General features: G+C 61.6%; 23 protein-coding genes. 16 read left to right on the top strand and 7 right to left on the bottom strand.

The window, feature by feature from the left end:
- Positions 1–46: 46 nt before the first annotated feature.
- Positions 47–742: a hydrogenase nickel incorporation protein HypB gene (gene hypB, locus HPY64_05035; GenBank protein NPV66494.1), complete on the bottom strand. Its 696-nt coding sequence runs from the start codon at positions 740–742 to the stop codon at positions 47–49.
- Positions 743–745: 3 nt separating this feature from the next.
- The gene (gene hypA / locus HPY64_05040) at positions 746–1,087 is read right to left on the bottom strand and encodes a hydrogenase maturation nickel metallochaperone HypA (protein NPV66495.1); all 342 of its coding nucleotides are present in this window, start codon (positions 1,085–1,087) and stop codon (positions 746–748) included.
- 146 nt (positions 1,088–1,233) lie between these two features.
- Here hypA and HPY64_05045 point away from each other — a divergent pair, with 146 nt between their 5' ends.
- Positions 1,234–3,522, top strand: a complete 2,289-nt coding sequence (locus tag HPY64_05045) for a hypothetical protein (protein ID NPV66496.1) — start codon at positions 1,234–1,236, stop codon at positions 3,520–3,522.
- A 56-nt stretch (positions 3,523–3,578) separates the two neighbouring features.
- On the opposite strand, the gene HPY64_05050 is transcribed toward HPY64_05045, so the two are convergent.
- Entirely contained in the window at positions 3,579–4,835 is a 1,257-nt protein-coding gene (locus HPY64_05050) for a radical SAM protein (protein ID NPV66497.1), read from the bottom strand.
- Between the two features lie 258 nt (positions 4,836–5,093).
- Here HPY64_05050 and HPY64_05055 point away from each other — a divergent pair, with 258 nt between their 5' ends.
- From HPY64_05055 to HPY64_05065, 3 genes are all read left to right on the top strand, one after another.
- On the top strand, positions 5,094–6,257 hold the full coding sequence (locus HPY64_05055) for a GNAT family N-acetyltransferase (GenBank protein NPV66498.1): 1,164 nt from the start codon (positions 5,094–5,096) through the stop codon (positions 6,255–6,257).
- A gap of 62 nt (positions 6,258–6,319) precedes the next feature.
- On the top strand, positions 6,320–6,955 hold the full coding sequence (locus tag HPY64_05060; GenBank protein ID NPV66499.1) for a hypothetical protein: 636 nt from the start codon (positions 6,320–6,322) through the stop codon (positions 6,953–6,955).
- A 178-nt stretch (positions 6,956–7,133) separates the two neighbouring features.
- Positions 7,134–8,405, top strand: coding sequence for a pyridoxal phosphate-dependent aminotransferase family protein (locus HPY64_05065; protein NPV66500.1), 1,272 nt, complete (start codon positions 7,134–7,136; stop codon positions 8,403–8,405).
- A 76-nt stretch (positions 8,406–8,481) separates the two neighbouring features.
- On the opposite strand, the gene HPY64_05070 is transcribed toward HPY64_05065, so the two are convergent.
- Together HPY64_05070 and HPY64_05075 are read right to left on the bottom strand one after the other, a co-directional pair.
- Entirely contained in the window at positions 8,482–9,591 is a 1,110-nt protein-coding gene (locus tag HPY64_05070; protein NPV66501.1) for an inositol-3-phosphate synthase, read from the bottom strand.
- A gap of 254 nt (positions 9,592–9,845) precedes the next feature.
- On the bottom strand, positions 9,846–10,502 hold the full coding sequence (locus tag HPY64_05075) for a CPBP family intramembrane metalloprotease (protein ID NPV66502.1): 657 nt from the start codon (positions 10,500–10,502) through the stop codon (positions 9,846–9,848).
- A 141-nt stretch (positions 10,503–10,643) separates the two neighbouring features.
- Between HPY64_05075 and HPY64_05080 the strand changes: the two genes are divergently transcribed.
- From HPY64_05080 to HPY64_05090, 3 genes are all read left to right on the top strand, one after another.
- On the top strand, positions 10,644–11,573 hold the full coding sequence (locus HPY64_05080) for a polysaccharide deacetylase family protein (GenBank protein ID NPV66503.1): 930 nt from the start codon (positions 10,644–10,646) through the stop codon (positions 11,571–11,573).
- Positions 11,574–11,598: 25 nt separating this feature from the next.
- On the top strand, positions 11,599–12,771 hold the full coding sequence (locus HPY64_05085; GenBank protein ID NPV66504.1) for a GAF domain-containing protein: 1,173 nt from the start codon (positions 11,599–11,601) through the stop codon (positions 12,769–12,771).
- A 172-nt stretch (positions 12,772–12,943) separates the two neighbouring features.
- The gene (locus tag HPY64_05090; protein ID NPV66505.1) at positions 12,944–13,339 is read left to right on the top strand and encodes a response regulator transcription factor; all 396 of its coding nucleotides are present in this window, start codon (positions 12,944–12,946) and stop codon (positions 13,337–13,339) included.
- 98 nt (positions 13,340–13,437) lie between these two features.
- Here HPY64_05090 and HPY64_05095 read toward each other — a convergent pair whose 3' ends face one another.
- Positions 13,438–13,641, bottom strand: a complete 204-nt coding sequence (locus tag HPY64_05095; GenBank protein ID NPV66506.1) for a hypothetical protein — start codon at positions 13,639–13,641, stop codon at positions 13,438–13,440.
- Positions 13,642–13,812: 171 nt separating this feature from the next.
- On the opposite strand from HPY64_05095, the gene HPY64_05100 reads away from it, so the two are divergent.
- The 6 genes from HPY64_05100 (at position 13,813) to HPY64_05125 (ending at position 18,729) form a co-directional block, all read left to right on the top strand.
- Positions 13,813–15,108: an MFS transporter gene (locus HPY64_05100; GenBank protein ID NPV66507.1), complete on the top strand. Its 1,296-nt coding sequence runs from the start codon at positions 13,813–13,815 to the stop codon at positions 15,106–15,108.
- A 136-nt stretch (positions 15,109–15,244) separates the two neighbouring features.
- A complete protein-coding gene (locus HPY64_05105; protein NPV66508.1) occupies positions 15,245–16,546 on the top strand; it encodes a hydroxymethylglutaryl-CoA reductase, degradative in 1,302 nt (433 codons plus the stop codon).
- A complete protein-coding gene (locus tag HPY64_05110) occupies positions 16,543–16,875 on the top strand; it encodes a hypothetical protein (GenBank protein ID NPV66509.1) in 333 nt (110 codons plus the stop codon). Before HPY64_05105 ends, HPY64_05110 begins: the two co-directional genes overlap by 4 nt.
- 18 nt (positions 16,876–16,893) lie before the next feature.
- A complete protein-coding gene (locus tag HPY64_05115; protein NPV66510.1) occupies positions 16,894–17,982 on the top strand; it encodes a hydroxymethylglutaryl-CoA synthase in 1,089 nt (362 codons plus the stop codon).
- Positions 17,983–18,203: 221 nt separating this feature from the next.
- Positions 18,204–18,407 (top strand): hypothetical protein, encoded by a 204-nt coding sequence (locus tag HPY64_05120; GenBank protein ID NPV66511.1) that lies wholly within the window; start codon positions 18,204–18,206, stop codon positions 18,405–18,407.
- A 13-nt stretch (positions 18,408–18,420) separates the two neighbouring features.
- The gene (locus tag HPY64_05125; GenBank protein ID NPV66512.1) at positions 18,421–18,729 is read left to right on the top strand and encodes a Zn-ribbon domain-containing OB-fold protein; all 309 of its coding nucleotides are present in this window, start codon (positions 18,421–18,423) and stop codon (positions 18,727–18,729) included.
- Positions 18,730–18,800: 71 nt separating this feature from the next.
- On the opposite strand, the gene HPY64_05130 is transcribed toward HPY64_05125, so the two are convergent.
- Positions 18,801–20,048 carry a glycosyltransferase family 4 protein gene (locus HPY64_05130; GenBank protein ID NPV66513.1) on the bottom strand — a complete coding sequence of 416 codons (1,248 nt, stop codon included), beginning with the start codon at positions 20,046–20,048 and terminating at the stop codon, positions 18,801–18,803.
- Positions 20,049–20,236: 188 nt separating this feature from the next.
- On the opposite strand from HPY64_05130, the gene HPY64_05135 reads away from it, so the two are divergent.
- The 3 genes from HPY64_05135 (at position 20,237) to HPY64_05145 (ending at position 23,719) form a co-directional block, all read left to right on the top strand.
- Positions 20,237–22,036: a sugar phosphorylase gene (locus HPY64_05135; GenBank protein NPV66514.1), complete on the top strand. Its 1,800-nt coding sequence runs from the start codon at positions 20,237–20,239 to the stop codon at positions 22,034–22,036.
- 105 nt (positions 22,037–22,141) lie between these two features.
- A complete protein-coding gene (locus HPY64_05140) occupies positions 22,142–23,083 on the top strand; it encodes a LysM peptidoglycan-binding domain-containing protein (GenBank protein ID NPV66515.1) in 942 nt (313 codons plus the stop codon).
- Positions 23,084–23,152: 69 nt separating this feature from the next.
- On the top strand, positions 23,153–23,719 hold the full coding sequence (locus HPY64_05145; protein NPV66516.1) for an NUDIX hydrolase: 567 nt from the start codon (positions 23,153–23,155) through the stop codon (positions 23,717–23,719).
- Positions 23,720–23,736 lie beyond the last annotated feature (17 nt).

Raw genomic sequence — 23,736 nt, forward strand, 5'->3', positions numbered from 1 at the left:
GCGAGGCATTGTAGCGAATGATCGGGCACTTTCCCCTACGCAAAGGCTACGCTTGGCTGACACCCGGCTTGCCGGAAGGGGCGATGCTGGCACGCTGGCGGGCGACGGCCGCCCGCACCCAGTCCAGCCAGGCGTCGAAGCCTTCGCCGGTGCGGGCGGAAAGCGGCAGGAAAGCCAGACCGGGGTTGAGCACTTCCACCCCGTGCCGGAAGTAGGCCAGATCGAACTCCTGGTAAGGAAGCATGTCGATCTTGTTCAGCAGCAGGACATCCGCGCCGCGGTACATAGCCGGGTATTTGTAGGGCTTGTCATCGCCCTCAGGCACGCTGGCGATGACCACGTTATAGTGAGTACCCAATTCGAAGGCCGCCGGGCAGATCAGGTTGCCAACATTTTCCACCAGCAACAGATCCACGCCGGTCAGGTCCAGCGAGGATAGTGCGCTGGTCATCATGTTGGCGTCCAGATGGCAGTTGCCACCGGTATTGATCAGTGCCACCCGGATGCCCGTCCGGGCGATCTTCTCCACATCGACAGTGGCAATATCGCCATCCAGGGCGGCGATAGTCATCTCGCTTTTGAGGGTTTCTACTGTCCGCATGATCACGCTGGTTTTGCCTGCGCCCGGCGAGGCCATGATGTTCAGCGCCAGCACACCGGCGGCGTCAAGCTGGCGGCGCACAGCGGCGGCCAGAGCGTCGTTGATACTCATGATGTTCCTGATAACGGGAATCTCCGGCATAATCTATTCCTCGACTTCGATGCTTTTGAGATAGAATTCCTCGCCCTGTTTGACCTGAACCCGGTCGCTCCTGCAGGCCGGACACATGAAATTCGCATTGCGTGGGAACACTGCACCGCAGTCCCGGCATTCAAAAGTTGCCGGGATGCGCTCAAAATGCAGGGCTGCGCCCTGAGCGATGGTTCCCTGGCTGAGGAACTCCCAGTAAAAGCGTACGGAATCATCGACCACGCTGGACAGTTCGCCGATGACCAGGTGCAGAGCCGTGATTCTCCTGGCGCCAGCCGGTTCAGCGTATTGTACAGCCAGGTTGAGCAGGTTCTGGGTGATCCCCAATTCGTGCATGGCGGTTCCGTTGTTGAAGGTACGGACACTATCCCTTATCATAGAGGGCCTGGCGCGCCGCCAAAAGTGACGATCGGCCCGGCGTTGAACGGCGTCTTTCCGGGCTTGAGCGCCGGATTATCGGGCTTTCCCTGCCGGAGACGACCTTGCTTTCATTTGACGCTCCACCGCATGCCATACGCCTGAGCGGGAACTGGGCCATTCATCCTGTGCCGCTGGAGATTGCTGGCTTGCCGGAGGCTGGCTCTGCCGGCTGGCTGAGTGCCCCGGAGTGCGCCAACCTGCAACCGGTTCTGTATCCCGATCGCCCCTACTGGGGTAAGCATCTACGGGCGATCAACGAGCAGGCGTGGGTCTACCTCAAGAGTTTCACCGCGCCGGAAGGCCGTTTCCCACGAGCGCGGTTACGCTTCGCCGGGGTCGATTACTTTGCAACGGTCTGGCTCAATGGTAAGCCGGTCGGGGAGCATGAGGGTAGCTTTGAGCCGTTCACGCTCGATGTGACCGGCGTACTGCGACCCGGCGCAGAGAATACGCTTCTCGTCCGCGTCAGCGCCCCCTGGGACCGGCCTAATCCACGCGGCAGTTACCCGATCAACCATGTCATCCGGGGGTTGGTCAAAGGCCAGTACGAGCATGGCGAGGGCGTCATACCGCCGGATGTCAACCCGATCGGTATCTGGGCGCCGGTTACGCTGCTGCTCGATCACGGGATCAGCCTGGATCGCGTCTGCATCGATCCGGCCCTGGACGGAACGCTGGCACTGGCGCTCACTCTGACCAACGCGACCGGCCAGACCTGGCAGGGCCGCCTGGCGTTGACGATAGCGGCGGAGAATCACGGCGGGCCAGGAACTACCGATGATCTGGCCCTGTCGGTATTGCCCGGTGTCCAGACGATCCTCCATACCCTGCGCGTGCCGGAGCCGCGCCTGTGGTGGCCGTGGGATCACGGCGAGCCGAATCTCTACCGGTTGGAGGCGGCCCTGCTGGATGGCGCTGGCCAGGCGATCAGCCGCCTGATGCAGATATTCGGCATCCGCACGGTGCGCCTGGAGCGCGCGCCGGATCGCTTCAACTGGTTGGTTAATGAGCGGTCGGTGTTCCTGCGCGGAACAGCATATATGCCGGGGCTGTACCTGGCGCAGGTGACGCCGGAGGGTGTGGCCCGCGATGTGGCACTGGCCCGCGCGGCCAACCTCAACCTGCTGCGGGTGCACGTGCATGTCTCGCCGCCGGCGGTCTATGAGGCCTGCGACCGGGCCGGGATGTTGATCTGGCAGGATTTTGAGCTGAACTGGGTGCATGATCCCTCCCCGGCGTTTGAGGCGCGCGCGTTGCGGTTGCAGCGGGGCATGATCGATCTGTTGCGCAACCACCCGGCGATTATCACCTGGACCTGCCACAACGAGCCGACGATGGTCTTTGCCCACCGCGACAATTACGAGCGCCACCCCGATCCGGCCCTCTACGCCGATGCGCAGCAGTACGATCCCACGCGCCCAACGTTCATTTGTTCCGGGCAAATGGAGGATGACTGGCAGCGGGCAGGTGACGTTCATACGTATTACGGGGCGCTGTGGAGCAAGCGCTACACGGACGTCTACCGCCACCACATGCGGATGAACACCGAATTTGGCTTCGAGGCCCCCGCTGCGCTACCCACACTGCGGCGCTATCCCGACGTCTGGGCGCGGTTGCGCCACCTGGAGGGCCAGATCGAGTCACTGTGGGCATATCAGGCGGCATTGATCCAGTTCCACGTGGAACACCTGCGCCGGACACGAGCCACTGGATCAGGCGGGTATGTGCACTTCTGGCTGGCGGATCTGGTGCCGCAGGTGGGCTGTGGCGTGCTGGACTCGGAGCGGCTGCCCAAGGGCGGCTATGCGGCGCTGGCCCGCGCTTCAGCGCCGCTACAGGTGGCCCTGGAACACGACGGGCGACAAATCTACGGGTTATGGGTGTTTAACGACACGCCGCGAGTCTACCCCGGTGCGACAGTCGCCTGGCAGTTTGAAGGCGCTGACGGTCGAATTGCTGGTAGTGCTCAGGCGCAGATTGACGTGGCTGCCAACGGCGTTCAGCGCGTGGCAGCGGGCGACCTGGCGGTAACGCCGGAGGACTGTGCGCGGGTGATGCTGAGCCTGCACGGTGCGGATGGGCAGGTGCTGGCTGAGAACTTCTATGAGCGCCCGCTACAACCTCTGCTGCGCCCGACGGGCTACCCCTGGAAGTTCGACCCCTACCTGGGCTACAAAGTCTTTGATCGCCCCGATGCCCCCAGCCTGGCCGATCAGAGCAGTAATGCCGTGATCCGGCTGGTGCCGCGCAGGTTGCGGGAAGCGCTGGCCGAGTGGGCGCTGCGACAGAAGCTGCCGCTGTGGGTGCTTTCGGCGGCAGCGCGGCTGGCCCGCCCCTTTGTGCAGGGATAAAGTGGACAAAAAGGCCCGGCCCGCGCCGGGCCTGCGAATGGTCTGCTAGGGGCCGATCAGCGATTGGCAGAAATGGTCTCCGGTGCAGGGACGGTTTCCTCAGCAGGCTGGGGCTGGGCGACCAGGTAGGAACCGTACAGCCGCCATTCATCCATGCGGCAGGAGTGCACCAGCGTGCCATTCCACACGGTCATATCCGGGCAACTATCGCACATATCCTGCCGGCCATCAGGCAGCAGATCCGGGGCCTGGATGATGGCCAGGCTCTGGGCATACACTGGCTGTAAGGCCCGCAGCGGGCTGCGGCGGATGTCGCGCCAGTACGCCCCATGCGCCTGCCGGATGCCCCGGTCAAAGGCGCCTAAGGCTAGGAAAGCGATCTTGGGGAAGCGCCACAGGCTGGTATAGCCCATGTATGTCCCCTGGAAGAGGTGGTGGAAGATCTGCACCAGTTCCATCGCTTTTGGCCCCAGCGAGCCGTAAACACGGTTGCCCTTGCCAACGAGCCGCGCCGCCAGCAGCCATTTGACGGCGTCGTGAGTCTGCGAGCCGCCCAGGTAGGCGCCGGGTTCATATTCCGGGCAGGCTTCTTTGATCTTCTCGTAGATGTCGGCGGAGGTGATCCCAATTTCGCTGGTGTCTTCGACGGTGTAGCTGACGTCAATGGCCTCCAGCCGCCGCCCGCCGGCGTAGTAGTCGAAAGCAGCATCCTGTGGCGCGCCGCGGAAAGCGATGAAGATCATGCCCTGGATCAGGTCGGCGTGTTCACCTGCCCAGCGGACGAGCAGCGGCACATCGCTCAGATTGGTTGGGTAGATGGTCGCGCCGATGCTGCAGTGCAGGCCGCCTTCCTGATGGATCATGCGGGCGTAGCTCAGGCGCAACTCCAGCAGGTCTTCCTCGCTCTTGCCTTTCCAGTGCGGGCGCTGTTGCTCGCTATCGATGTGCAGAGTGAAGCCAAAGACCCCGGCCTTCTTCAGTTCGCGCAGGAAGGGGCGGTCGTCTGTCAGCCGCACACCATTGGTCAGGATCAGAGGCTTCATGCCCAGTTCACGGACAAACGCGACAATCTCCAGGATATCCGGGTGGATCAGCGGCTCACCACCGGCGATAGAGATGTTGTCGCAATTGCGCCATTCCTTGAAGAAGCGAATTTCGTCTTTGATCTGCTCAAGTGGCTTATGGCCGGTCAGGTTGCGGCGGTAACAGCCCCGGCAGTAGATGTTGCACTTGTCCGTGATCTCCAGCCAGCCGATCGGATTATCGTTCAACGACCACGGCATGCGGTACATGGCGCGTTTGGGTGGTCTCATCGGAACCTCCAACAAGAAGTTTGTAGTCTTCGCGTGGTTCTTTACACTCTAGACTGAAAAGCCGGTCGTTGTCAAATAGTTGCTAATGATTTTATAATATTATTATTCATATCTATTTTATCTATTTTATCATGATAGATCAACTCGTAGGGATTTGAAGCTGTTGCTGGTATTATTTAAAAAAGCAATGCCTCGCTTCGTCAGCGGTCCGCGTGGTTTGGCCGGCGCTCAAACATAAACGCCAAGGATGGATTGACCATGACTGCTCCTGTCTCTGTTCGTCGTGTCTCGTCGCCCGCGGAGCAGGACGCCTTGCTGCGTCTGCCGTGGAAAGTGTATGCGAACGATCCGCACTGGGTGCCGCCCCTGGTTTCCATGCGCCGGGAGAAGTTGAACCCGCAACATAACCCGATGACCAACTACCTGGACATCGAGTACTTCCTGGCCTGGCGCGGGGCGGAGCCGGTGGGCTGCATTGCGGCGTTTATCAACCCGCGCCACAATGAGTATCACCACGAGCATATTGGCTGGTTTGGCCTGTTCGATGTGCTGGACGACCGTGAGGCGGCACACGCACTGCTCCAGACCGCCGAGGAGTGGGTGCGGGCCAAAGGCTACGACGCGATACGTGGCCCGGCCAGCTTTGGCGACATGGATGAATTTGGCCTGCAGGTCGACTTTTTCGATAGTCCGCATGTCCTGCTCTACCCGCACAATCCCCCGTATTACAAAACCTACATTGAGGAACGTGGCTACAAGGGTGTGATGGACCTGTTGTCCTATCGCATTGCGGCGGAGGCTATGCGCGGGGCGAACGTGCCGGAGAAGATCATTCGGGTGATGGAGAAGCAGAAGAAGCGCCGCAACATCATCCTGCGTAACCCCGATCTCAAGCATTTTGACGCTGACCTGGACATGCTCTACCGCATGTACACCAACGCCTGGAAGGATAACTGGGGTTTTGTGCCACCGTCGCGGGAGGAATTGTACGCGCTGTTCAATCAGTTCAAGCGCTTCCTGCAACCGGACTTTATCTTCATTGCAGAAATCAATGGGGAGCCAGCAGGGTTCATCATGCTGTTTCCCGATCTCAATCAGGCGATCAAGCACGCCCGGCCTCATCCGGACACGCCGGAGTTCCTGACATTGCTGAAGGTGCTCTGGCACTGGAAGGTGCGGCCCAAGGTCAACCGCACCCGTGTGCCTTTCCTGGGCGTGATCGACAAGTACCACGGGACGGGCATTGACGCGATGCTCTACATGGCAGTGGTCGAACCGGCGGTGCGAGCCGGGTTCACGGAGGGCGACTTCGGCTGGGTGCTGGATGACAACCTGGCGATGAATCAGATCAGCGCGCTGGTCGGAGGCGAAATCTACAATCGTTTCCGCATCTATCAGAAGGCCCTGACTCCTGTAGACTAAGCGGCAGAGGATAAACCACCCTGTGTCAATGCCAGCAGTACCGGCTGAAAGCGTGGACACTCATGAGTGACTCCTTTTCGTTCGGAAGCGGCGGCCAGGATGCCCCGACATGGGGCAGCGAAGCTGATGACCAGCAACCCGAACAGACACTTGACCTGCTGCAGCGTGAACTGGCACTCTCCGGCCATCAACACCGGATTCAGAGTTCTGCACCTGCGGTGCTGCAGCGTTTCTTCGCCGGTGAAATTGACCTGGATGTGGAACTGGGGCGGCGTTTTAGCAATGCGCCGCTGATGGCCCAGATCATGCTGCGGCCTCGCGATCCGGGGACGGCATCACGCGGCACAGCGGAATTGATGACGCAAGATAGAGGAGCGAGCCTGATTGTCGATGTCAATCAGATCAGCGGTGTGCTGGAACTGAATTTCACGCTGGGGTCGATGCTGGCGTTGCGCTTTACCCTGAGCAACCTGCCGGAAGTTGACCGGCGGCACTGGCTGGAATTGATGCGCCGGGAACAGGGGATCGCTTTCCTGTGGAGCCGGGCGCGGTGGGAACGCGACTACATGATCTTCGCCGTGCGCAAATACAACATCCATGCCTACGCGTTTTCTCCCAATGGCATCGAGGCGGCGGTGCGGATGACGCCGGAAGTGCTGCGCATGCTCCTGGACTGGCTGGAACGATTCTGGTTCTGAGGGGGGCCGTGGGGCAGGTCGGAATGGAGACCTGCTCACAGGGCGACTTGTGCAATATTGATTACCAGTTTTGCTTATACGCTGGTACAATGCGTGGTTGATCAACCGGCGGCTCTGGCCTGCCAGCTCGACCGGCGGTTGGACCCCGTGACTTTCATCGTGGAAGGGGCAATTCCCAATGACTGACTCTTTGGATACTCTGGCCAATTCCAGCGAGGCGTCAGTTCCTGCTGATTCCTCGGTGCCGCTGGCCGACATCTTTGAGAAGGCCGCCAAGTTCACCCTGGCAAAGGAAGCCATGGAAATGGGGATCTATCCCTATTTCCGGCCCTTGAGCGACACGGAAGGCTCGGTGGCGTATTTTGAGGGCAAGGAAGTGGTCATGATCGGGTCCAACAACTATCTGGGCCTGACCACGCACCCCAAACTGCGCCAGGCCGCCAAAGACGCCATTGACCGCTATGGCACCAGTGTGACCGGCTCCCGCTTCTTGAATGGGACGCTGGAATTGCACCTGGAGCTTGACCGGCGGCTGGCGAAATTCGTGGGCAAAGAGGCCGCGCTGGTCTTTCCAACCGGTTACCAGACCAATGTTGGGACGATCACGGCGGTAGTTGGCAAAGGCGACTATGTGATTATCGACAAGGAAGATCATGCCAGCATCGTGGATGGCTGCATGATGTCCCTGGGCACGATGCGGCGGTTCAGCCACAACGATCTCGATAGCCTGGAGAACGTCCTGAGCAAGCTGCCCCGCGATGCCGGAAAGCTGGTGGTGGTGGACGGCGTCTACAGCATGGGCGGCGACATTGCCCCGCTGCCGGAGATCATCGAGATCAGCCGCCGCTACGGGGCGCGGATCATGGTCGATGATGCTCATAGCCTGGGCGTGCTCGGCAATGGGCGGGGTACAGCGGCGCACTTCGGGGTAACGGATCAGGTTGACCTGATCATGGGCACGTTCAGCAAGAGCTTCGCCTCGATCGGCGGTTTCATTGCCGGGAATGCTGACATCATTCACTACATCCAGCATCATGCCCGCGCCCTGATGTTCAGCGCAGCGTTGCCAGCGGCGAATGTGGCGGTTGTCCTGGCAGCGGTAGAGGTCATTGAGAACGAGCCGGAGCGGGTCAAGAAACTGTGGCACAACGCCGAGTATATGCGGGCCGGGCTGCACAAACTTGGTTACGACACCGGCGCCAGCAACACGCCGGTGATCCCGGTCTACATCGGTGACCAGTACCGGACGGTCCTGGCCTGGGCGGCGCTGATCGAGGAAGGCGTGTACACCAACCCGGTTGTCCCGCCCGGCGTGCCGCCGAACAAGAGCCTGCTGCGCACCAGCTACATGGCTACCCACGAGGAAGCGCACCTCGATCGTGCCCTGCGGGCTTTCGAGGTGGTCGGGCACCGGCTGGACCTGATCCCACAGGAAAATACGCTCAGCTAACGCAATAGCAGAGAGAGCGCAAACCGGGGCGACCCGCACGGGGACGCCCCGGTTGTGATTCTCCTGCCAGGCGGCGCTACTGCGCGTCCGCCGGATCGGCGATTCTGGCGCCGATCTTGCCCTGGATAAACGCTTCGGTGTAGTTGCGGGCGAGATCGTCAGGGTACTGGACAGGCGGGGATTTCATAAAGTAAGCGCTGGGCGCTTCCAGCGTCCCGGAAAGGCCGCGGTCCAACCCCAGCTTGGCACAGCGCACCGCGTCAATGATGACACCGGCGCTGTTGGGGCTATCCCAGACTTCCAGCTTGAGCTCCAGGTTCAACGGCACATCCCCGAACGCCGCCCCTTCCAGGCGGATATGCGCCCATTTGCGGTCGGTCAGCCACGGCACGTAGTCGCTCGGCCCGATGTACACATCGGTGTCGGGCAGTTCATAGGGAAGCTGGCTGGTTACGGCGTTGGTCTTGCTGACCTTTTTGCTCTCCAGCCGGGAGCGATCCAGCATGTTGTAGAAGTCCATGTTGCCGCCCACGTTGAGCTGGCTGGTGCGTAGCAGCCTGACGCCGCGATCGTTGAACAGGTTGGTCAGCACACGGTGAACGATGGTCGCACCGACCTGGCTCTTGACGTCATCGCCGATCATAGGCAGGCCGCGCTCGATGAACCGTTGCTGCCAGTACTTTTCGCGGGCGATGAACACCGGGATGCCGTTGACAAAGGCACAACCCGCGTTAAGGATTTGCTCGACATACCATTTGGTGGCCTGCTCGCTGCCGACCGGCAAAAAGTTGACCACCACATCGGTCTTGGTTTCCTTCAGAATTTCGGTGATGTTGGCGGTAGAGCCAGGAGCTTTGGTGATCTTCCGGGCCAGGTATGTGCCCAGGCCGTCATGGGTCATACCCCGGTGGACGGGCACGCCAAGCTTCTTGGGTACTTCAGCGAACTTGATGGTGTTGTTCTGGCCGGCCCAGATGGCCTCACCGAGGTCTTTGCCCACCTTCTCGATATCGATATCAAAGGCTGCCGAGAACTCGATATCGCGGATGTGGTAACCGCCCAGGTTGACGTGCATCAGGCCGGGGACCTGTTCGTCATCGCGGGCGTTCTGGTAGTAGTGAACGCCCTGCACCAACGCGGAGGCGCAGTTGCCCACGCCGATGATCGCCACACGTACTTTGCCCATAGCAGACCGCTTCCTTCACACAAATGTAGATGTAGTAGGTACAGGAACGGCGGAAAGCTTAACCCTGTTCCGGCCCTCTGGCAACCCCTCATCAGCCAGTGGCAGCGGAAGAAGAGATAAAAGACCGAAAGGCCAGGAGATTGGGAAGCCGACGGCGGCAGGCGCCGTAGCGACGGCAGCCGGCATTTTCTATACGCAGCAGATCGATCGCACTGGGACGTTTCATGTTGGCTGGGCGGTCGGTCGGGGCTGGTTCAGGCCGGATGATGCCGCTGGCGCTGCAGGAGGAGCAGGAACATCACCAGGTCGATGGCGAAGTGCGCGCCAACGGGCAACCAGAGCGAACCGCTGAGCAAGTATAACGCCCCCAGCAATAGCCCGGCGCCGGTGGCATAGATGAAGTACAGGCGGGTCAGGGCGTGCAACGCGCCAAAGATCACCGCCGCCGCCAGCAGGCCCAGACTGGTCTGTACTGCGCCCCGGAACAGCATTTCCTCCGGGAGGGCGGCCAGCAGGCTGAACAGCAGGACGTGCCGGAAGCGCAGCGCAGAAAGGTCAAGGGTCTGCTCGATCAGGCGCACAATCTGGTGGGTGGTGCGGAAGCGCTGCCCCAGACGCCAGACGATCACGGCGAAAGCTGTTCCGGCAATCATGCCCGGCAGGGCCAGCCACAGGTCGGCCAGCCGCAGGGCAGCCCAGATGTTTTCCCGCCGCAGGCCGTTGACCCAGATAACGGCGACAATGATCATCACCGCGCCCAGTGCAATGGCTGCCCGCACCAGGGTATCAGGATGGATCGGCCTGGGGGCCGGGGATGGCTCGGTGGAGGCCGGTGAGCGCGGAGTCAGATGCGGCGCCGGGGATGGGTTCTTGCGATGGTTGAGATCGTGAGTGTCGGGTTCGTTCAGCACAGGACCTCAAGACAGGATCATCGTTAGGAAAAAAACATGACAAATGGTATAATGGCCGGTGAGGCCAACCGGACTGAGTGTACCACAGGTATTCGTTGAAGCAGAAGCACGGCCAGGCTGCGTGGGGCTTACCGCACTATCATGATCACTAACTGGCTTTCCCGCTACAGGCCACTGCGACCGCTCAGGCCGGTGCTATTGATGGCATTGCTGATCGCGGTGGCGGCACTGGCAGGGGTGCTGGCGGTGTTCTGGCCAGCTTCTTGGCTGGCGCGGACGGGCAGCGGGTTGCTCGCCCTGACTCCTGGGGCAGGCGTTCGCTCGCCGGCAGAGGTGCTGGCCGGTGACGGAGGTGATGGCACCCTGCGCCGGATCGCCGCACCGGTGCTGATGTACCACTACATCAGTGTGCCCCCGGAAGACGCCGACGCCTATCGCCAGGACCTGTCGGTGACGCCGGAAAACTTCCGGGCGCAGATGGCGTACCTGGCCACTGCCGGTTATACGCCGATCAGCCTGTACGATTTGAATAGGGCGTTGCGCTGGGGTACGCCGTTGCCGACCCGCCCGGTTGTGCTGACTTTTGACGATGGCTACCGGGACTTCTATGAAAACGCCTTTCCGGTGCTGCGGGAATTGGGCTTTACCGCCACGGTGTTTGTCATCACAGGGCGGCTGGACGAAGGCGATCCGGCCTATCTCACCTGGGCGCAGGCGCGGGAACTGGCGGCGGCAGGGATTGACATCGAAAGCCACACCAAGGATCATCCCAGCCTGGTCGGACGGGACGCGGAATTCCTGCACTACCAGATCAAGGGCAGCCTGGAAAGCATCGAGGCGCATCTGGGACGGCCAGCACACCTGTTCTGTTATCCGGCTGGCCGCTGGGACGAAACGGTCCTCGCCCTCCTGCCGGAGTATGACGTATGGCTGGCGGTGGTGACCGAAGGCGGGATTGAACACACGACCGACGGTGTACACCTGCTGCGCCGGGTGCGTATCAGTGGTGACACCGATCTGGAAACGTTCGCGGCGCTGCTGCGTTGGGAATGGGATCGCGCAGCGTCATAGTGCTGGACCTGGAGACATACTGGCTATGGTTGTTGAGACGGACAGGGACGCTAGCCTGACCAGGCAACAGTTGCGCGCCATTCATAAGGCGGCACTGGCCATCACCAGCGAATTGTCGCTCTCGCGGGTGCTGGAAACGATCACCGTCACTGCCAGAGAACTGGTAAACGCCCGTTACGCGGCGCTGGGCGTTCCCGGCCCGCATGGCCGCCTGGAGCAGTTCATCACAGATGGCATCACGGAAGAAGAGCGCCGGGCCATGGCCCACCCGCCGGAAGGCAAGGGCTTGCTGGGTTACATCCTGCAAACGCAGGAGACCATCCGCCTGGATAACCTCCACGAGTCGCCTTACTCGGTGGGCTTCATCGAGAATCACCCCTGGATGGTGAACTTCCTGGGGGTGCCAATTGTGGCGCGGGGCGAGGTGCTGGGCAGCCTGTACCTGTGCGACAAACAGGATGGCACCCTGTTCACTGCTGGCGATGAGGTGTTGATCGAAACGCTGGCCTCCTATGCGGCGGTGGCGATTGAGAATGCCCGCCTGTACCAGCAGGTTCGCCGTCTGGCAGTACTGGAGGAGCGCGAGCGGATCGGGATGGACCTGCACGATGGCATTATCCAGTCGATCTATGCCGTTGGCCTGACCCTAGAGCACAGCGCTCTACTGCTGGAAGATGATCCGGAGGCTGCCTCTCACCGCCTGCGTTACGCGATTGACGCCCTCAACCAGACCATCCGCGATATCCGCAACTACATCATGGACCTGCGCCCACAACGCATGAAGGTGCATGACCTGGGCGAGAGCCTGCGCCAGCTGGTACACGAGTTTCGGGCCAATACACTGGTGGAAATCAAGCTCAAAGTGGAGCCGGGGATTGAGGAAGTCCTGGACGAGGGGACGAGCACGGCGCTCTTTCACATCGCTCAGGAAGCGCTGGCCAACGCCGCTAAACATGCAGCGGCCTCTGAGCTGAAGGTGATTGTGGAGCGGCTCGAACGCGACGTGCGCCTGCAGGTCTGTGATGATGGGGTGGGATTTGACCCGGATCAGATCGATCGACTACTGGGACATGGCCTGGCCAACATGACTCTGCGGGCGCAGGCAGTTGGCGGGCAACTGGAAGTGGAATCGCGGCCCATGCAGGGCACCACTGTCCGCGCCCTGTTCCCGTTCAAACGGGAGCAGATCCTCTCGTGATGCACCTGCCAACGGCGCTGGAGAAGCGCCAATGATGCGATGATTCCTGTCAACTTGGGCGCGGAAGAACGTCACTCGCTGGTAGCGCCAAGCCCCTGCTATAGTGGACACAGTACCGCTTCCGCACGGTAGCACAGGCCGTGATCTGAATCGGGGGCGAAGGGAAGAGCGCATGAAAGAAGACCTGGTCCGCCTGCTGCTGGTGGACGAAAACGCTGCAGTCCGGCGCGCTCTGGTGCTCCGCCTGTCACGGGCGCAGGATATCCAGATCATCGGCGCTACCGGCAGCTTTGAGGCGGCTATGACGACGCTGGTCGAACAGCATCCGGATGTATTGATTCTGGAAAGCAAGCGGCGTGATGGCGGTGCGCTCAAGTTCTGCCGCCAGGTGCTGGAAATGACCCTGCCGCCCCGGATCGTGATCCTGACCAGCTTTCCCAGCGAAGACGAACGACTGAGCTTTGCCCACCTGGGCATCAACCAGTATCTCCTCAAGGACATTGACACCGAGGAATTGATCCGCGTGGTGAGGCGGGAAGCGCAGCAAATCCGGCTGCGCTCGACCTGAAGCTGCGGTTGACCCGGCAAAGGCAAACAGCATACCCCGCCGTTCAGTGCAACCGGCGGGGTATGCTGTTCCGGGGGATGCCTGTCGCTGGCTGGTGGCTATTCCGGCAGAATCTCTGCGCTCAGGAAATAGTCCAGCCAGACCATGGCGGCAACCCCCAGAGCGATCACCACGATCAGTGCTTCGATGCCGAATTCGGCCCAGTCGGTGCCCAGGATCAACAGGATGACCCAGGTGCCCAGCACGCCGGCCAGCACGGACAGCACCGCCACAACCGCGCGCCGGATAAGCAGTGAAGACATATCGCCTCCTGGAAAGCCACAGGCAGGAAAAACGACTAATTCCCGACTTTTCACGTCCATTCTAGCCCGGCAGCCGGTTTTTTGCCACGCGAATCTGCGCTACACTTGGCGGCCTGAACCGGCGTGACCAATGCACTGTTGTTGTGATGACTGGCCTGGAGTGACACCGCAGTGAACAACGGCTGGACAACCTGGCCTGACCTGCGCCGTAACTTCTCCCTGATGGTTCTGAACGGCATTGCCTTCAGGGCTATCGATACGCTGGTCAGCCCGACCCTGGTGCTGACGGTTTTTCTCTCCCAGCTCACTGACAACCCGGTCATTCTGGGGATGCCGATGGCGCTGTGGAGCGGCGGGTTCATGCTCTCGCAGTTGTGGGTCAGCGGGACGATTCAGCGGCTGCCGCTTGTCCTGCCGTTCTACCGCGCGGTCAGCGTGTTCCGGCTGGCGATCTGGGCAGTGCTGGTGGTAGGCACGGCACTGTTCACAGATGCCACAGTTTTGATCGCTGTGCTGTTTCTTTTCCTGCTGGTTTACCCGCTGCTGTGGGGTATGGCGGGTATGGCTTTTTTTGAGGTGGTGGGCAAGACGGTCCCTCCACGCATGCGCGGCCTGCTTTATAGCTGGCGCCTGACGCTGGGCGGGTTGCTGGCGCTCGCTGCTGGCGGGCTGGTGAATCAGGCTCTGACTCCCGAATTTCCCCTGACCTTTCCGCGCAACTTTGCGCTACTGTTCGGCGCGGCGGGATTTTCCACGCTGGTGGGCGTGGTTTCCATGCAGTTTGTGCGGGAGCCGCCAGCGCAGGTTCAAGCGCCGGCAAGGGGCGGACTGCGGCAACGCTGGCAGGAAATCCGGACGGTCTGGCAGGGTGACCGGCTGTTCCGGCACTATGTGCTGGGACGGATCGCCCTGTTGCTGGCGGCGGGCACTGCGCCACTGATCATTGTCTATGCCCAGGCGCGTTTTGCCCTGTCGCTGAACGCGGCGGCGATCTTCCTGATGGCAGACACCATCACCGGGCTGGTGACGGTGGCGGTCAGCGGCTGGCTGAGCGCGCGCATCGGCGATCAGCGGCTGGCTGTGCTGGCTGCTGCCCTGGGCGTGGCGGTCTTCGTTCTGATTCTGGGGGCTGGCTGGGTCAACCCGGATAGCACTCTGGCGTTTGTCTGGTTCCTGCTGGTGTTTGTGCTGCTGGCGGCGCACAACAGCGCCAGTTCGATCAGCTTTACGGCGCTCACGTTGAACATCCCGCCGGAAGATCGGCGGCCCCTGTACATCGGCCTATCGAACACGATCTTTGGGCTGGCCTCGTACCTGAGCATCGGGCAGGGCGTGCTGGTCAGCCTGATTGGATACGCCGGCCTCTTCGCGCTGGCGGCGGTGCTGGCCGCGCTAGGTCTGTGGCAGGTGGCCGTCTACCTGCATGATCCCACCGATCGCCAGCTGGCGACCGGCGAGCACGCCTGAAGGTGCTCCTTTCCGCTACTATCAGCCCGATCTGGCAGCCTGTACTTGATAGCTTTTGAGAGCGAATGCCGGTTAGCATGAACGCGGTTTGCCGGGATGACGCTGTGATAGTTGGCCCTGGTTGAGGGAACAGCCTATGTCCGATCTACAGCAACGCACTTCGCGCCTGCCGGGGTTCTTCAAGCGGCCGCTGGCCGAGCGTGTGGCGCTGGTCAGCGAATGGGCCGGGCTGGACGCTGCCGAACAGGCGATTCTGCTGGGCGCAAGCGGCCTGGGTGCTCCGCAGGCCGACCATATGATCGAGAATGCGGTCGGGGTCTACGCCCTGCCACTGGGGATTGCAACGAACTTCTTGATCAATGGGCGGGATTACCTGATCCCGATGGCCATTGAGGAGCCATCCGTGGTGGCCGGGGTGAGCTATGCCGCGCGCCTGATCCGCGATGGCGGCGGCTTTGCGACGAGCAGTGATGAACCGCTCATGATCGGCCAGATTCAGGTGCTGGACGTGCCGGATGTCTATGTGGCCGCCGGGCAGGTGATCGGCATCAAGGAGGCGCTGCTGGCGGAGGCCAACTGCTGCGATCTGACGATCGTCGGGCTGGGTGGGGGGGCGCGGGATATTCAGGTGCGCCCGCTGCTGGAAACGCCCGCCGGGCCGATGCTGATCGTGCATCTGATTTATGATGTGCGGGACGCGATGGGCGCCAACACGATCAACACCGCCTGCGAACGGCTGGCTCCGCTGATTGAGAAGGCTACCGGTGGGCGGGTGAACCTGCGTATCCTGAGCAATCTGGCTGATCGGCGCACGGCTACCGCGGAGTGCACCATCCCGGCGGCAGCGCTGGCGACTGAGACGCTGACCGGCGCAGATGTGGTCCGGGGTGTTTTTGAGGCGTATGCGTTTGCTGCCGCCGATCCCTACCGCGCTGCCACGCATAACAAGGGCGTGATGAACGGTATGGACGCGGTCTGCATCGCCACCGGCAACGACTGGCGTGCGTTGGAAGCCGGGGCGCATGCCTATGCCACACGCGGCGGGCGCTACACCAGCCTGACCGAATGGTGGATCGATGCAAGCGGCGATTTGCGCGGTCGGCTGAAGTTGCCGGTAGCGGTTGGCACGGTTGGCGGGGCAACACGAGTGCATCCCGCGGCGAAGGTGGCCCTGAAGATTCTGGGCGTGAAGGGTTCCCGTGAACTGGCCGAGGTGCTGGCGGCGGTGGGACTGGCCCAGAATCTGGCAGCGATCCGCGCCCTGGCGACCACCGGTATCCAGGCCGGGCACATGCGCTTACACGCCCGGCAGATGGCCATTGCCGCCGGCGCCACCGGCGACCTGATCGGGCGCGTGGTCGAGGCGATGATCGCCGAAGGCGCGATCCGGCTGGATCGTGCCCAGGAACTGGTGCAGGAACTGGGGCAAACGCTATGAGTAGTGAGCGAATCATGATCGTGGTGGGTACACCGCCGGACAGTGTGGAGCGTGTGTTAGAGGCCATCGCCGGTGCAGGCGGCGGCGTCATCGGTAACTATACCCACTGCGCCTATACCAGCGCGGGGCAGGGACGCTTCAAACCGGGCGCGGCAGCCAACCCGCATATCGGCGAAAAGGAAAGTATCAACAGTGTGGACGAGGTGCGTATCGAGACGTTTTGCGAGCGCAGGGTGGCCAGGGCGGTGGTGGAGGCTATCCGGCGAGCGCATCCTTACGAGGAACCAGTGATCTACCTCATTCCCCTGCTGTCTGAGAATGATCTGTAGAAACGGAGTTGGGACGTGATGGAATCGGGTGAACATCCTCTGAAGAATGGCGCGACCCTGTTGCGGCCAGCGCGGGCCGTTGGCATTGCTGGCTATGGCGCGTATGTGCCGCGCTACCGGCTGCCGGGCCGCGAGATCGCCCGTGTGTGGACGGGCGGGATGGGTGGCTCGCCGGTGCGGGAGAAAGCCGTGCCCGGCCTGGATGAAGATGTGGTGACCATGTCCATCGAAGCGGCGCGTAACGCACTGGCGCGGGCGGGTATTGATCCGCAGCAACTGCGCGCTGTGTGGGTCGGCTCGGAAAGCCACCCGTATGCTGTCAAGCCGACCAGTACGATTGTGGCGGAAAGCATCGGCGCCGTCCCCAATGTGCAAGCTGCCGACTGGGAATTTGCCTGCAAAGCCGGTTCCGAGGCGATCCAGGCGTCGATCGGGCTGGTTGGCAGCAGCATGGCAGACTATGCGCTGGCTATTGGCATGGACACGGCGCAGGGCCGCCCCGGCGACGCGCTGGAGTATACGGCGGCGGCGGGCGGTGCGGCCTACATCCTCGGCCCGGCGGAATCGGCGCTGGCGGTGATCAACGCCACTTACAGCTTCGTGACCGATACGCCCGATTTCTGGCGGCGCGAGGGCGAGATGTACCCCAGCCACGGTGACCGTTTTACCGGCGAGCCAGCCTACTTCAAGCATGTGCTGAGCGCGGGAAGAACGCTGATGGATGCGCTGGGCAAGACAGCCAAGGACTACGACTATGTCATCCTCCACCAGCCTAACGTGAAATTCCCCCAGCGAGCGGCGGGGATACTGGGCTTCGGCCCGGAGCAATACAAGCCTGGCCTGCTTTCCGGCGAGATCGGCAACACCTATTCCGGCAGCAGCCTGATCGGGCTGGCGGCCACGCTGGACATCGCCCGGCCCGGTGACCGTATTCTGATGGTCAGCTATGGCAGCGGCGCGGGGTCGGACGCCTTCGATATCACCGTCACGGAACGGATCACCGAAGCTGTGGCCAAAGCGCCCACCGTGCGGGACTACATCAACCGCCGGACGGAGATTGATTACGCGCTCTACGCTCGCTTCCGCGGCAAGATCCGCCTGGAGTAAATAGGAGGCAGGGGATACGGCGCTTCTATTGCTGGGACCACGGTGTGCCGGGTGCCAGGCGCTGCTTTTTGCTGTTTGCCCGCCAGCTATCAAAACCTGTGAAAAAGCTCTCAAATCCTAGCCTGATAGCTTTTGAGAGACGTGATGCCCGATAATGTGGCCCAGATTGCAACATCGCAGCCCGCGAGGTTTCAGTAGTGCGGGCCAGGAGGAAACGGATTATGCACATTCCACGTCACTGGCGGTTGAATTCCCAGCGCTATGCGTTGCAGGGCGTGACCTGCCCGCATTGCGCTGCCAACATCTTCCCGCCACGCGAGTACTGCCCTTACTGTGAGAGTCGGACTGACGAAGCCAAGCCGTTTGAAAGTCGCGCGCCGCGCGGTGTGGCGACCACTGTTGAATTCGTGCGCGCTGCCCGGTAGGCAGGGGGCCTGAATGGTGCAGCAAGCTCAACAGTTGCCAGCTGCCGGGGTCAAGCAGCCGTTTACTTCCGGCGGCAAAGGGACCGTGCTTAGCTATACGGTGGTGACCGACGCGCCGGAAGGCTTTGAGGATCAGGCGCCCTATACGCTGGCGCTGATCAAGCTGGATGACGGGCCGACTGTCCTCGCCCAGCTGACCGATCTCGAAGGGCCTGTCAGTATCGGGATGCGGGTTGAAATGGTGACCCGCAAGCTGCGCACTGATGGTCGCAACGGGATCATTGTCTACGGCTACAAATTCCGGCCTCCACTGCGCGGCTGAATTGCTGCGCAAGCCCCAGAACAGATCAAGACGCCCGGCGCGAGAACCGGGCGTCTTCGTTGTCGCGTTCGCTAGGCGCTGAAGCGCTTGAGCACGGTGCGCAGCGTGTCCTCCATCACTTCGTAGGAGAAGTAGCGTTGGCCGATAGCGTAGTTGTGCTCAGCAATTTCTGCCTGCCGGGTTGGGTCGGCCAGCAGGTCGCGCACCTGGGCAATGACTTCCGGTGTGATGTCGTAATTGAACTCAATGGCGCGGATGCCGGTCGGGCGGATATCGGCGCGGTAGATCGGATAGGTGTGGACGACGAACGGCTTGCGGAAATACACCATCTCGATCAGGGCGTTGCCAAAGCCCTCGATCACGCTGGGGTAGGTAACCAGATCAGCGTGCGGGTAGACATCCCACAGGCTATAAACCTTGTGGCCGTGCTGGGTCCCCCGGGTATCTCCCACCCATTCGGCGACGAACAGGCAGCGTATCCCGGCGCGGCGGGCCTGCTCGGCCAGCCATTCGCCATAGCCGCCCGGTTCGTCGCGGGTGTCGCCGGTGATGACCAGTACGGCGCGTGGATCGGCCAGTTTTTCCACCAGCTCAATAGCTTTCTCAATGGCTTTGCGACGGATCACCCGCGTGGGTTGCAGGATGAGCAGGTCGTCCGGGCTGAGGCCGATGTCCTGGCGGAAGGTTGCGCTGTACTCATCCAGTGGCGCGGGCGGATTGGCAAAGTCGAAGACATTGGGCAGGTAGGTCGCCTGGATGCCAGTTCGCGCGCGCAGTTCACGGCGGGCAACGGTGCTGATCACCAGATGCTCGATCGGCTCTAGATTGGGTGGAAAAGCGGTGTCCAGCACATCCTGAATGCCATGGGTCATGAAGCGCTCACGTTCCCAGTAAAAGTCGTGGTGGTGGCAGAGCAAGGGGATGCGCGTCCGGGCTACCAGATCGTGAATGGCTACGCCCAGCGACAGGTTCATGGGGATGGTGCTGCTATTCTGGGAGATGAGCAGGTCGATCCCGTATTGCTGCACGAAATGGCTTAACTCATCCCTGAGCTGGTCGGCCAGCTCATAGAGTCGGTTGAACAGCGATCGAGGTGGATGGGGGGAGCTGAAGGCCTCATCCTGAATGGCCTGTACCTCAGGATGGCGGAAGTGCATTTCTGGGATCAGCCGTCCACGTTCCAGGACAGACTCGTGCAGCTCACCGGCACAATAGAACGTCTCGTGGCCCAACCGTTGCAAAACAGTTCCCATCTTTTCAGTTTCCAGGCTGACACCGTCCACGCCAGCCAGCCTTGTTGAGACGAATCCAATGCGCATGGGGGTGTTTTCCTTCCATTTAGTAGGCAAAATCAGGGAGTAGCACTGCTCGCTGGTTTTTGCCTGCCGCTCTATGTCATAATGGTACCAGAGTTGCCCAAAACGTTTTGGGCTATCCTCTCCAGACGTGTCCAGCCACCGCTATTGGATGGTATTTGTTTACCTCTCTGCAGGAAGGGACTGTATCGATGGCAATTACTCTTGACGATCTGCGCCTGCGCGCCATGGTTCGGTTGAGACTGTTGTATGGCCAGGCCCGGGCGGAGGCGCTATGGCCCCGGTTAGCGGCGATGCTGGCCGGGTATCAGCCCCGTCCGGCCTGCTGGGCGCCAGCCGGACGCGTTTCCGAACGGGATGCCGTACTGATCACCTATGGGGACTTGCTACGGCGAGCGGGCGAGCCACCCTTACGGACACTCCAGGCGATGCTACGGGCATACCTGGCTGATGTCATCAGTGCTGTGCACATCCTGCCGTTTTACCCCTATTCATCGGATGACGGCTTTTCTGTGATCGACTACCTGCAGGTTGACCCGGCGCTGGGTGACTGGGAGGATGTGCGCCGCATCAACGCCGACTTCCGGTTGATGTTTGACCTGGTGATTAACCACACCTCAGTCCATAGCGCATGGTTCAAAGGTTTTCTAGCCGGTGAGCTGCCATACCGCGATTTCTTCATTACGGTTGATCCGGCGACCGATCTCTCTGCTGTAACCCGTCCGCGCACCACGCCGCTACTGACACCCTTCCAGACGGCCAGGGGTGAACAGTACGTCTGGACGACGTTCAGCGCCGACCAGGCGGATCTGAATTTTGCCAGCGAAGAAGTGCTGCTGGCGATGCTGCAGGTGCTTCTAGAATATGTGACGCGCGGCGCGAACCTGATCCGCCTGGACGCCATTGCCTACCTGTGGAAGGAAATCGGTACTTCCTGTATTCATCTGCCGCAAACACATGCGGTGGTCAAGCTAATCCGGGATGTGTTGGATTATATGGCCCCAGATGTGCTGATCATCACCGAGACCAATGTTCCACACGATGAGAATATCTCTTACTTCGGGGATGGAACGGACGAAGCGCAACTGGTCTACCAGTTTTCGCTGCCGCCCCTGGTGTTGCATAGCTTTCACACAGGTAGCGCTGTGGCGCTGACACGCTGGGCGCGTACTCTGCGGAAAGCTTCGGATACCACAACCTTCTTCAATTTTACGGCTTCGCACGATGGCATCGGCGTGCGCCCGGCAACCGGGTTACTGAGTGAGGAGGAGATCGCCGCACTGTTGGAGTTGACGGTGGCGCGCGGTGGCCAGGTCTCCTACAAAACAAATAGCGATGGCTCCCGCAGTCCATACGAACTGAACGTGACCTATGTGGATGCGATCATCGACCCGGCGGAACCGGATCCGGTGCAGCAGGCGCGGCGCTTTGTGGCTTCCCAGGCGATCATGCTGGCCTGTCAGGGTGTGCCCGGCATCTATCTGCACAGTCTGCTTGGTTCCCGCAACTGGACGGCAGGCGTGGCCCTCACTGGCCGCGCCCGGACGATCAACCGGGAGAAGCTGGACTACGAAACAGTTGAACGCGAACTGGCCGATCCGAGGACGTTGCGCCATCAGGTGTTCCACCGCTACTGTGACCTGCTGCGGATCCGGGCCGGGCAGGCGGCCTTTCATCCAAATGGGGCGCAGGAGGTGCTTGATCTCAACCCGGCGGTTTTTGCCATCCGTCGCACAGCACCCGACGGTGCAGCGCGGATCGTTGCCCTCCACAATGTCTCCGGCGCATCCCAGGCGGTTGTGTTACAATCAGCTGATTTGGGTGGTGAAGGCCCGGCGGTGCTGACTGATCTGGTCAGTCGGCGCTCCGTGCACTGGGAACCAGCCGGTATCCGCCTGACTCTTGATGCCTATCAGGTGATGTGGTTGCGGGTAGAGAGGGAGGGAGCCACGCACCTGGGCCACGCGACGCTTGCCCCAGGCCCGGCCTGATGGTAGACTGTCGCATAACTTCACGGTCGATTTCGTGCGTCTGTGCTCCTGCTGGCGGCAGGAGGGGCGTACTATCAGCCGAGCCGTGTCCACGGGAGGCGTTGCATGCATACGGTCCTGCGCTCCTTGCGATTGATGCCGGTGCTGTTAGCTGTGACGCTGGCATTGAGCGGTTGCTTTCAGCCGGGCGGGGAGGGCATTCCGCCCACGCCCATCGGTGAAGGCCCGATCGTGCCCGCTACGCCAACACCGCTTATCCCCTCGGAGACGCCTGTTTTTCCTCAGGGATTGCCTACACCAATCGTGCCGACGGCTGAGGTTATTGTGGAAGAGACGCCTGCTCTGGTAGCACCGGCAGACGCCGGCGCGGTCAAGCCGGGGGTCATCGTGGTGACGGAGACGCCGGTCAGCGCGGCAGCGATGACCGCGACGGCCCTGATCGCCCAGGCGCAGGCGGCCCGCAATACCCAGGTGGCTGCGCAGCAATTCGTGGTGGCGACAGCTACCTTGCCTGCTCTGGAACCATCCAACCTGCAGGCCGGCGAGATGACGGCCACAGCCATGATCATCGGCGCCACGGAGACAGCGTACATCCGCGAGACGATGACGGCGACAGCCATGGGGGTGTTGCCGCCAGTCACCATGACGCCAATCCCCGGCGCACCGCTCGCCCCGGCGCTGGCGACGTCGGATTGTGTCCATGTGGTTCAGCGCGGGCAGAACGTCTACCGGATCGCGCTGCGTTACGGCGTGACCATTGCCGACATCGCACGGGCAAATGGTCTGGCTAATTCAGCGGTTGTCCGTGTCGGGCAGGAGCTGGTTATCCCCGGTTGCGGCAACCTGACGCCCACGCCGGGTATCCCCGGCCAGGCGCCGCCGCTGGGCGAAGGCACCTGCGGGACGCACCTGATCCAGCCGGGCGAGAACCTGTACCGGATCGCCCTGCGTTATGGCGTGACGATGGCTGCTCTACGCAACGCCAACGGCATCAGCAACGTGAACGTGATCCGCGCCGGCGACACACTGGTGATCCCCTGCCGGTAACCATTGGCGTCGGCCAACCTCAGGACTTCCGGGGCGACCACGCGGTCGCCCTCATTATTGTTGAGGCGAATGTCCATGCGCGAGAGTGTGCTGCAAACAGAGACGATTTACGAAGGCCGGGTGGTTAACCTGTATCTGGAAACGGTGCGCCTGCCCGACGGCACGGAGGCCGTCCGGGAGGTGATTCGGCATGGCGGCGCAGTGGCGATCGTGCCGTTGCACGATAACGGCCAGATCACGCTGGTGCGGCAGTTTCGGTTGCCAGCAGGCACAACATTACTGGAAATCCCGGCGGGGACACTGGAACCGGGGGAAGATCCGTATGATTGCGCCGTCCGGGAGCTGCAGGAGGAGGTCGGGCTATTCCCTGGCCGCCTGACGCGCATCGGCGGCATCTTCCTGGCGCCAGGCTACAGCAGCGAATACATCCACCTGTTTGTAGCCACCAACCTGCAGCCTTCGACGTTGCAGGGGGATGATGACGAATTTCTGGAAGTGGTGCGGATGCCTTTCGGCGAACTGCTGGAACTGATCGATCGCGGCGAAATGGAAGACGCCAAGACGATTGCGGCAGTGTTACGGACGGTACGGCTGATTGACCGCGGTGAGTTCGCGCTCCCCGGCCTGTCGCTTTGATCAGAGCGCTGGTGGCA

The organism is Anaerolineae bacterium, from assembly GCA_013178165.1.
GTDB lineage: Bacteria > Chloroflexota > Anaerolineae > Aggregatilineales > Ch27 > Ch27.